The following is an 11,804-nucleotide window of genomic DNA, read 5'->3' as shown; positions in this document are numbered from 1 at the left end:
GCCGGCTAAAACTTACTGGAGGGATATTAATGTCAGAATTTAAGCAACAGGAATTGTTCTGGAGCAGCATGTTCGATGCGGAAGATCGTCCCAGTGCAATCCCCTCGTTTCAAATATCGGACTCAACAATAGAGCACAACGCGTTGAGTGCACCTAACCGTATTCACAGTTCATTGAGCTCCGATGTATCCCTGCGTATCATGAAAATGACGAATAAATCGCCAATGGCCGTTTATATGGTTCTCTTGGTCGGAATCGAGTGTCTTTTGTACAAATATACGGGGGAAGAAGGCGTTATTGTAGGCGTTCCGACCTTTGAAGACGAAACCGATGAAGACCTTCGTTTAGACCAAGTCATGTTAATCAAACAAAACATAAATGCGGACAGTACGTTTAAATCCATATTTAATGAATTCAAACATACGCTGAACGGAGCCATCTTAAATCAGCACGTTCCTTTCGATCAAATGGCCGGTTCATTAAATCTGAACTACGATTCAAATCATTTGCCAATGATCCATACGATCGTATCACTAGATCAACTTCACCCCAATCGTTTTATAGAAACGGCTGCTTCTGATACGTTATTTCAGTTTTCCATAGAAAATGATTCGATTCATTTAAAGTTAACTTATAATGAACAAGCTTATGATCGCCAGTATATGATGCAAGTGATCGAACATATAAACCGGATTTTTTCAATCTTGTTATTCCAACCCGACCTTATGATCCGACAGCTTAATATTCTCTCAGACTCAGAGACAGATAAACTCATCGGCTATAATCAAACGGCTGCCGAGTATCCAAGGGAAAAAACGATTCATCAATTTTTGGAGGAACAAGCGGAACATACCCCTGATCAAACGGCTGTTGTATACGAGGATAGCCGGCTGACGTACCGGGAATTGAATGAAAGGGCGAATCAACTCGCTCGGACGCTGCAGTCTGAAGGCGTGCAGCCGGATCAGCCGGTTGGGATTATGGCCGAACGTTCTTTGGATATGATTACAGGGATCTTTGGGATCTTGAAAGCCGGCGGGGCGTATGTGCCGATTGACCCGAGCTATCCGGAGCAACGGATTCAATACATATTGGAGGATTCGGATACGAAGTTGTTATTGGTGCAGGATCGTTTGCTGAGAGAGAGAGTACCTTTTACGGGGAAAATATTGGATTTGAATGATCCGCAAAACTTTTGTGAAGACGGTTCGAATGTAGAGCCGGCTGCTGGTCCGGATCATTTGGCCTATGTTATTTATACATCAGGGTCAACGGGCAAGCCGAAAGGTGTAATGGTAGAACATCGATCAGTGATCAATCGGCTGGTGTGGATGCAGGAAAAGTACCCTCTTGATGAGCGGGATGTAATTCTGCAAAAAACCGCAATCACCTTTGATGTATCGGTTTGGGAACTGTTCTGGTGGACGATGGCAGGTTCCAGATTGGTTCTGTTGCCAAGCGGAGGAGAAAAGAACCCCGAGCTGATTTTAGATACAATTGCACAAAACGGCGTCAGCACAATGCATTTTGTACCGGCGATGCTGCATGCCTTTCTGGAATCTATGGATCAGAAGCCAAGCGAGATGCTGAAACAAAAGTTAGCGTCATTAAGGCATGTGTTTGCAAGCGGTGAGGCTTTGAAGCCTGTACATGTCGCAGGCTTCAAACGCATCATTACGCCGGTGAGCCAGGCTCAAATCATCAACTTGTACGGACCGACTGAGGCAACAATTGATGTATCATACTTTGATTGCCAGACGGAAGAAACGTATACATCGATTCCGATAGGCAAACCGATTTCCAACATTCAATTGTATATATTACACGCCGATTTGGAACATATGCAGCCGACCGGTGTGGCGGGAGAACTGTGCATAGCGGGCGATGGGCTTGCAAGGGGCTACTTGAATCGTCCCGAACTGACGGCAGAGAAGTTTGTAAACCACCCGATTGCAGCAGGAGAACGGATATACCGGACGGGAGACTTGGCAAGATGGCTGCCTGACGGCAATATCGAGTATTTGGGCCGGATCGATCATCAAGTAAAAATCCGCGGTTACCGCATTGAAATCGGCGAAGTCGAAGGCGCTTTTTTTCAGCTGCCTGCGATCCAAGAGGCCATCGTTATCGCCCGAGAAATCGATGGAGAAACCTCCTTGTGCGCTTATTATACCGCACAACATGCTTTAACTGCAGGCGAGATCCGTGAAGAGCTGTCACGACAGCTTCCATCCTATATGATACCTGCTTATTTCGTTCAGCTGGAAGAGATGCCGCTTACTTTCAACGGGAAAATAGATCGTAAATCCCTTCCTTCTCCAAGAGAGAATCTTACAGGTATGAACTATGAAGCTCCTCGAACAGAACTGGAAAACATACTGGCCGTAGTGTGGGAGTCGGTCTTAGGCTTAGAACGGGTCGGAATCTCAGATCATTTCTTCGAATTGGGGGGCGATTCCATTAAATCGATTCAAGTGTCCTCAAGATTATACCAAGCCGGGTATAAGTTTGAAATCAAACACTTGTTTAAATACCCGACGATCTCCGAGCTTGTTCCATACGTAGAGCCGGTAACCCGAATCGCAGAACAAGGAGAAATCAAAGGCCGGGCGCTGCTGACACCGATTCAGCATTGGTTTTTTGCCCAGAAATACCCTGAATTACACCATTATAATCAAGCGGTTATGCTTTATTGGAAAGAGGGACTGGATGAATCGAAGCTTCGGGAAGTCATGAAGAAGATTACAGTGCATCACGATGCTTTGCGCATGGTCTATGTTCCGACAGAAGATGGATATGAAGCCCGGAATCGGGGGATCGATGAAGGTGATCTGTTCAGCCTTGAAGTGATCTCATTACGCGAAGAAAAAAATGTGTCCCAGACGATAGAAACCATGTCCAATGAGATTCAGCAATCCATTCATTTAGCCGAAGGACCGCTCATGAAACTGGGATTGTTCCGGTGTCAAGAGGGAGATCATTTGCTTATTGCGGTTCATCATCTGGTCATCGATGGCGTATCGTGGAGGATTTTGCTTGAGGATATAGCGGCAGCTTATGAGCAGCTTCAAAACGGCGAATTGATCCGGCTTCCGAGGAAAACGGACTCTTACCTATTATGGGCTGAACAGTTGAAACGTTATGCAGAAAGTCAGGAATTCGAAGCGGTAAATCAATACTGGTTCAGGCAGAAACATAATCCGCAGCATACATTGCCAAAGGACAATGAACAGGAGACCGGTCTGGCCAAAGACCGGGAAACGGTCATCGTTCAATGGACGGTCGAGGAAACCGAACGTTTATTAAAAAACGCTCACCGGGCTTATTCAACCGAAATGAACGATTTATTACTGACCGGTCTGGGAATTGCTATTCATCGTTGGACCGGATATGAAGACATTCTCATTCATCTTGAAGGACACGGCAGAGAGTCTATCATTCCGGATCTCGATATTTCGCGTACGGTGGGCTGGTTCACAAGCCTATATCCGGTTTCGCTCCAAATCAAGGCTGATCAGGATATCTCGCAGCGGATTAAAACAGTGAAAGAAAATTTGCGTCAGATCCCTCAAAAAGGAATAGGTTACGGCATGATCAAATATTTGTCCGAACACCCGAAGGCACATGAATGGACCGGACATCCGGAAATACGTTTCAATTATTTGGGTCAATTTGATCAAGATATCCGGAACGGCAAGATGGAGGTATCCCCTTACTCAAGCGGAGAAACAGCCAGTGACAGGCGTCCCTTAACCTATACACTTGATATCAACGGCATGATATCAGACGGCCGATTGTCGCTGGCCATCAGTTATTGCGGTAAACAATATCAAAGAGAAACAATGGAAACCTGTGCCGATCTCTTGAAAAGCAGCTTGCAGCAAGTCATCGCACATTGTGATGAACAAGGGCAAATTCACCTGACGCCAAGCGATATTTCGTTAAAAGATATAACGATCGATGAACTGGATCAATTTGTACAGCAAACGAATCATCTCGGTGACATTGAAAATATATACCCACTAACCCCGATGCAGAAAGGAATGCTGTTCCACAGCTTGATCGATTCAGCTTCCGAAGCTTACTTTGAACAAGCCGCTTTTGATCTGAAAGGTTTCTTGGATATCGATGCATTCAGGAGGAGTTTGGCGCATCTGGCCGATAGATATGACATTCTTAGGACTCTTTTTTATACAGAATGGAAAGATCAGCCTTTGCAGATCGTATTCCGGCAAAAGCCGATTGAAACGGCCGTTGAAGATATTCGCAGCATGAACAGTCATCAACGCAGTGAGTTTATTGCCGATTTTACAAGAAGAGATAAAGCGCGGGGATTCAATCTCACCCGGGATCCATTAATGCGCGTATCGATCCTGCGGACAGAGGAAGACCAAGCGCGATTGATATGGAGCTTCCATCATATTTTAATGGATGGCTGGTGTTTGCCTCTTGTTACGAAAGAAGTGTTTGAAACCTATTATGCGATACTTGAGCAAAGACAGCCGAAGCGGGGAGCCGTCACTCCATACAGCCGATATATCAAATGGCTGGATCAGCAAGATCACAAGCAGGCGGCAGCCTATTGGCGTAATTATTTGGAAGGTTATGAAGGACAAACTGTTTTGTTACAAGAACAATCTTCCGGCCAGGCGAAAGGATATGAAAAAGGAGAGCATGCGTTTCGTTTAGGAAAACAGCTCACTGCCGAAATTAAACAGGCCGCAAGCCGCCAGCAAGTCACCGTCAATACATGGATACAAACCGCATGGGGCTTATTGCTGCAAAGATATAACGGGAGTCAGGATGTCGTCTTCGGCACGGTCGTATCCGGCCGGCCGGCAGAAATTCCGGGAATTGAAACCATGGTCGGTTTATTTATCAATACCATTCCCGTACGTATTCATACGCAGCCTGAAATGACAGCAGCACAAGTATTGAAAATGAACCAGGAGCGGGCGCTGGCTTCTCAAGCATATGATACATTTCCGTTGTATGAAATTCAGGCTCAAACTGAGCAAAAGCAGCAGCTGATCAATCATATTATGGTATTTGAAAATTACCCGGTCGAGAAACAAATAGAACATATGAAGCAGGATGACAAAGCATTAGACATTATTGATTTTCATATGGAAGAACACACTCATTACGATTTTACTTTTATAGTGATGCCGGATGGAGAAATTGACATTCGTTTTGTATACAATCGCGATGTTTATGATCAAGCAAGTGTCGAACGGATGCAAACGCATTTCATGCAAATCATGAAGCAAATGGCGGACGATCAGGAAATTCGCGTTCAGAATCTGGATATACTTACGGCGGATGAACGATCGATCCTGTTAGATAAGTTCAACGATACGGCGGCTGAGTATCCAAAAGAAAAGACGATTCATCAATTGTTTGAAGAACAAGCGGAGCGAACGCCTGCGCACGTGGCGATTGTTTTTGAAGATAAGGAGCTGACGTATCGGGTATTAAATGAACGCGCAAATCAGCTGGCCCGGACCTTGGTTGCCAATGGGCTTCAGGCCGAAGAGCTTGTTGGCATTATGGCGGAACGTTCACCGGAAATGGTGATAGGCATCCTCGCTATTTTGAAAGCGGGGGGCGTTTACGTACCGATCGATCCGGATTATCCGAAGGAACGCATCCATTATATGCTTGAGGATTCTAATGTCTCTATCTTATTATTGCAAAATCATCTTCTGGAAGGTACCGATTATCAAAGTCATACTGTCTTCCTTGACGATCCGTCATCATACGACGCCGAAGCATCTAATCTCAATCTGAGCGTGGTGCCAAATCAATTAGCCTACGTCATTTATACATCAGGAACAACGGGGAATCCGAAAGGCACGCTCATTGAACATAAAAACGTGGTCCGTCTGTTATTTAACAACAAAAACGTTTTTGATTTTAACGCATCGGACACATGGGCTTTGTTTCATTCCTTCTGCTTTGATTTTTCAGTATGGGAAATGTACGGGGCGCTGCTGTATGGGGGAAAATTAGTGATTGTTCCGAAACAAACAGCAAAAAACCCTGAAAGGTATTTGCAATTGTTAAAATCGCAAGCTGTGACCATTTTAAATCAAACGCCGAGTTATTTCTACCAACTGATGCAGGAGGAGAGAGCAGATCCCGAATCCAATTTAAACATCCGAAAAATCATATTTGGCGGAGAGGCGTTAAATCCATCCTTCTTGAAAAACTGGAAGCTTAAATATCCTTTAACCCAATTAATCAATATGTACGGCATAACCGAAACCACCGTTCATGTCACATATAAAGAAATCACGGAACGAGAAATCAACGAGGGCAGAAGCAACATCGGACAACCTATTCCTACTCTGCAAGCGTATATTTTGGACGAATATCAACGCATTCAGGTAATGGGCATACCGGGGGAGCTCTATGTTGCAGGAGAAGGACTGGCCAGAGGATATTTGAACCGCCCGGAATTAACGGCCGAGAAATTTGTTGAACACCCGTTTGCCGCAGGCGAAAAAATGTACAAAACGGGAGATGTCGCCCGATGGCTGCCTGACGGCAATATCGAGTATTTGGGAAGAATTGATCATCAGGTAAAAATCCGGGGCTACCGGATTGAAATTGGCGAAGTCGAAGCGGCTTTATTGCAACTGGAATCTGTCAAAGAAGCGGTCGTCATCGCGATTGAAGAAGAGGGCTCCAAGCAGCTGTGCGCCTACTTGTCAGGAGACGAGTCATTAAATACGGCGCAGCTGAAGCGTCATCTGCTGCACAAACTGCCCGCGTATATGATACCGGCTTATTTTGTACAAATAGAGAAGATGCCGATAACCGCTAATGGAAAAATCGATCGAAAAGCTTTGCCGGCCCCTGAGGGAAATAGGCTTACCGGAACCGAATACGAAGCGCCCGGAACGTTAGTTGAAAAGCAGCTGGCCGAAATATGGGAGAACATTTTAGCTCTCAGTGACCCGGGAATTAAAGATAACTTCTTTGACGTTGGCGGCCATTCGCTTAAAGTATTGCAAGTTATTCATCAAATTAACGACCGTCTGGGAATCAAAATGCATTATCAAGCCGTATACGATTTCCCTACCATCGAAACAATGGCACGCGCCATTCAAGCGGCAGTTTTCGAGTCCAAGACGGATAACGTATTCGTCAAGATGAATCAGAACGGTTCAATCCCTGTGTTCTGTTTCCCGCCTTTAATCGGGTACGGGCTGGTTTATAATGAAATGGCGAAAAGACTTGACGGCCATTGCACCGTCTATGCCGCTGATTTCTTAGAAGAGCCGTCTTACGAGCAAGAGGTAGTTGACCGGTATGCAGAAAGCATGATAGGCATTCAGGAACAAGGGCCTTTTGTTTTACTTGGTTACTCCTCGGGATCGAATTTGGCTTTTGAGGTTGCCAAAGCCTTAGAGAAGCGCGGGCGCATCGTATCGGACATTATGATGCTGGATTCTAAAAGAGCCGTTTCGGTGACTTATTTATCGGAAAAGGAAACCGAAGAGATCATTCATCGGAATCTGGATATCATTCCGGACTATTACAGAGAAATATTAACCATTCCTTCGATTAAGGATAAAATCAGAAGCTATCTCACGTATCACAATAAACTGATCAATTCCGGCGCGGTTAACGCCAACATCCATCATTTTCTATGCGGCGATTTGTCCGGACGGGGATGGACGCAATCAACCGCACAGAATTACCTTGAGTACAAATTAAAAGGAGACCATGTGACGATCTTTGACCCTCACAATATCGAAGAAAATACGGATGCCATTCGATCTATTATCAAGAGGATTGAAGAACGGCATCATCACGGACTTGTTCTTGAAGAACAACTGTCAACGGGATCGTTTGCTGGTGACACGAAGTTTGACAAAATGTAAATGATCCAGTGCAAAATGCCGCTGACTGTCAGCGGCATTTTTTATAAAAGAGGGTCAGATATTTGCAACATTTTCACTCTAAAAATCATTCATTTTACACATTCTTCATGACCTGTTGTTGTCATATTTTTAAAAAACCAAATAAGTGGAAACAGGAGGATGTTAAGCTGATGAAAAAGTGCAGCGTATGTTTATTGATTCTTGCTTTATTATTGAGCTGTTTACCTGGGGAGTATGCGAATGCGGTAAGCACTCCAATTGCAAAACATGCAGGAAATTCAAACCCGCTTATCGACCATCATTTGGGAGCAGATCCGTTTGCGCTGACCTATAACGGAAGAGTCTATATTTATATGTCAAGTGATGACTATGAATATAATAGCAACGGAACGATTAAAGATAATTCATTTGCCAATTTGAATAAAGTATTCGTCATTTCTTCAGCGGATATGGTGAACTGGACAGATCACGGAGCAATTCCCGTAGCAGGTGCTAATGGAGCTAATGGCGGCCGTGGGATAGCAAAATGGGCAGGGGCGTCATGGGCACCGTCAATCGCAGTTAAAAAAATCAATGGCAAGGATAAATTCTTCCTTTATTTCGCAAACAGCGGCGGAGGCATCGGGGTTCTCACCGCAGACAGCCCGACCGGCCCATGGACAGATCCGATCGGAAAAGCGCTGGTAACGCCAAGTACACCAGGAATGTCCGGTGTTGTATGGCTTTTTGATCCGGCAGTATTCGTAGATGATGACGGTACTGGTTACCTATATGCCGGCGGAGGCGTTCCAGGCGGTTCAAATCCCACACAGGGGCAATGGGCCAATCCTAAAACAGCAAGAGTCATGAAATTAGGGCCTGATATGACCAGTGTTGTCGGAAGTGCGTCTACGATTGATGCGCCTTTTATGTTTGAAGATTCGGGAATGCACAAGTATAACGGAACATATTACTATTCCTATTGCATCAATTTCGGAGGCGCGCACCCGGCCGATAAACCTCCAGGTGAGATCGGCTACATGACCGGCTCAAGTCCCATGGGTCCCTTTACGTATAGAGGGCACTTCTTGAAAAATCCGGGAGCATTTTTCGGAGGCGGCGGAAACAACCACCATGCTGTTTTCAATTTTAAAAACGAGTGGTATGTGGTGTATCATACTCAAACTGTCAGCTCCGCTCTGTTCGGAGCCGGGAAAGGATACCGTTCTCCCCATATTAATAAGCTGATGCATAATCCAGACGGAACCATTCAAGAGGTAACGGCAAATTATGCAGGCGTAACACAGCTTTCTAATTTGAATCCATATAACCGGGTAGAAGCTGAAACGTTTGCCTGGAATGGACGGATTTTGACCGAGAATTCCTCTGCACCCGGCGGGCCGGTAAACAATCAACATATAACAAACATTCATGACGGAGACTGGATTGCTGTAGGGAATGCAGACTTCGGGTCAGGCGGTGCCAGGGCGTTCAAAGCAAATGTAGCATCCGCTGCAGGCGGAAGAATAGAAGTGCGACTTGACAGTGTAAACGGTAAGCTTGCAGGAACACTGAATGTCCCTTCCACAGGCGGAACGCAAAATTGGAGAGAAATAGAAACTGCGGTAAGCGGCGCAACCGGTGTGCACAACGTATTCTTTGTATTTACCGGAACAGGTACAGGAAACTTGTTTAATTTTGATTACTGGCAGTTTACGCAAAGATAACACCAGTTATGGCACCGCTTGTTTTCGAAATAAAAGCAGACAGAACACATTTTCCTAATACGGCAAAAGACATATGAAGGAGAGGAAAAAATGATTTCGAGCGTAAAAAAAACGATTTGTCTATTATTGGCATGTTTCACTATGCTGTCAGTACTGTTAATGGGCCCAGGCGCTGCTGAGGTCTTGGCGGCAAGTGATGTAACAGTTAATGTATCTGCAGAAAAACAAGTGATTCGTGGTTTTGGAGGAATGAACCATCCTGCTTGGGTTGGAGATTTGACAGCTGCTCAAAGAGAAACAGCATTTGGCAATGGACAGAATCAGTTAGGCTTTTCGATCTTAAGAATTCATGTGGATGAAAATAGAAATAATTGGTACAAAGAAGTAGAGACTGCAAAGAGTGCGATCAAACATGGAGCAATCGTTTTTGCCTCCCCTTGGAATCCGCCAAACGATATGGTTGAGACTTTCAATCATAATGGTGACACTTCAGCTAAGCGGCTGAAATACGATAAGTACGCCGCATACGCGCAGCATCTTAACGATTTTGTTACCTTCATGAAGAATAATGGTGTGAATCTTTATGCGATTTCTGTGCAAAACGAGCCTGATTATGCACACGAATGGACATGGTGGACGCCGCAAGAAATACTTCGTTTCATGAGAGAAAATGCCGGTTCCATTAATGCCCGCGTGATTGCGCCAGAATCATTTCAATACTTGAAAAATATATCGGACCCCATTTTGAACGATCCGCAGGCGCTTAGTAATATGGATATTCTCGGCACCCACCTGTATGGTACGCAGATCAGTCAGTTTCCTTATCCTCTTTTCAAACAAAAAGGAGCGGGGAAGGACCTTTGGATGACGGAAGTATACTATCCGAACAGTGATAACAACTCGGCGGATCGATGGCCCGAGGCCCTGGATGTTTCACAGCATATTCACGATTCGATGGTTGAAGGGGATTTCCAAGCTTATGTTTGGTGGTACATCCGAAGATCATATGGTCCTATGAAAGAAGATGGCACGATCAGCAAACGAGGCTACAATATGGCTCATTTCTCAAAGTTTGTGCGCCCCGGATATGTAAGGGTTGATGCAACGAAAAACCCTAATCCGAATGTTTACGTGTCAGCCTATAAAGGTGACAACAAGGTCGTGATTGTGGCCATTAACAAAACCAATACAGGGGTCAACCAAAACTTTGTGCTGCAGAATGGATCTGCTTCGCAAGTATCTAGATGGATCACGAGCAGCAGCAGCAATCTTCAACCCGGAACAGATCTCAATGTAACCGACAATCATTTTTGGGCTCATCTCCCAGCTCAAAGCGTGACAACATTTGTTGTAAAGCGTTAAAGACAACATTATAGCAATAAGCCAATTTTCTCACACGAAAAAGAAAATTGGCTTATTTTCTGTGGTACAAGAGAATTTTAACTATGCACGGACATTGGGTATAATAATGACAATGACTTCAAGGAGTGATCAATGTATGTCGCAGACTCAAAGCAAAGTATTAATAATAGATGACGAAAAAGAAATTTTGGAACTGATCAAAACAGTATTAATAAGAGAAGGCATTGATCGCGTGATTACGGCTTCTACTGCCCGTGATGGATTGGCTCAATTTCATCAAGAAAATCCAGATCTGGTTATATTGGATATCATGCTGCCAGACGGTGAAGGCTATGATATCTGCAAGCAAATAAGAGATATTTCACATGTTCCGATTATTTTTTTGTCAGCAAAAGGAGAGGAAACGGACAAAATTGTAGGACTCGCCATCGGTGGGGACGACTACATTACAAAACCCTTCAGCCCTAAGGAAGTCGCATATCGGGTCAAAGCACAGCTAAGAAGATCCTCTTACTTACAGCCTTCTCAAACCGACACCCTTATAAAAGCAGGGCCCTTTGAATTACATCAGCAGCAAGCCGAGCTCACCAAAAACGGAGCGGCTATTGAGTTAACACCTAAAGAGCTCATGCTCATGACATATTTTTTGCAGCATCCCAATCGGGTGATCAGTAAAGAAACACTTTATCAAGCTGTATGGGGAGAGGATTTCTTCGGTTCTGACAATACGGTGATGGTTCATATACGCAGACTCCGGGAGAAAATAGAAACCATCCCATCCACACCAGACTTTCTCGTCACTGTAAAAGGGTTAGGCTACAAATTTGTTGTAAAGGATGCTTAA

General features: G+C 44.7%; 4 protein-coding genes. All 4 read left to right on the top strand.

Features of this window, described 5'->3' with window-relative positions; genetic code table 11:
* Positions 1 to 29: 29 nt before the first annotated feature.
* The 4 genes from QRX25_RS08960 (at position 30) to QRX25_RS08945 (ending at position 11,804) form a co-directional block, all read left to right on the top strand.
* Positions 30 to 7,892, top strand: coding sequence for a non-ribosomal peptide synthetase (locus tag QRX25_RS08960; RefSeq protein WP_212101494.1), 7,863 nt, complete (start codon positions 30 to 32; stop codon positions 7,890 to 7,892).
* Positions 7,893 to 8,059: 167 nt separating this feature from the next.
* A complete protein-coding gene (locus tag QRX25_RS08955; protein WP_212101674.1) occupies positions 8,060 to 9,598 on the top strand; it encodes a glycoside hydrolase family 43 protein in 1,539 nt (512 codons plus the stop codon).
* A gap of 90 nt (positions 9,599 to 9,688) precedes the next feature.
* Positions 9,689 to 10,960, top strand: a complete 1,272-nt coding sequence (gene xynC / locus QRX25_RS08950) for a glucuronoarabinoxylan endo-1,4-beta-xylanase XynC (protein WP_212101491.1) — start codon at positions 9,689 to 9,691, stop codon at positions 10,958 to 10,960.
* Positions 10,961 to 11,096: 136 nt separating this feature from the next.
* Positions 11,097 to 11,804 carry a response regulator transcription factor gene (locus QRX25_RS08945; RefSeq protein WP_065981590.1) on the top strand — a complete coding sequence of 236 codons (708 nt, stop codon included), beginning with the start codon at positions 11,097 to 11,099 and terminating at the stop codon, positions 11,802 to 11,804.

Origin of the sequence: Bacillus sp. L381 (assembly GCF_030284525.1) — a bacterium.
In the GTDB taxonomy this organism is placed as follows: Bacteria; Bacillota; Bacilli; order Bacillales; family Bacillaceae; genus Bacillus; species Bacillus amyloliquefaciens.
The sequence above is the reverse complement of the archived record's forward strand: the minus strand, read 5'-3'. Positions and strand labels throughout refer to the sequence as shown.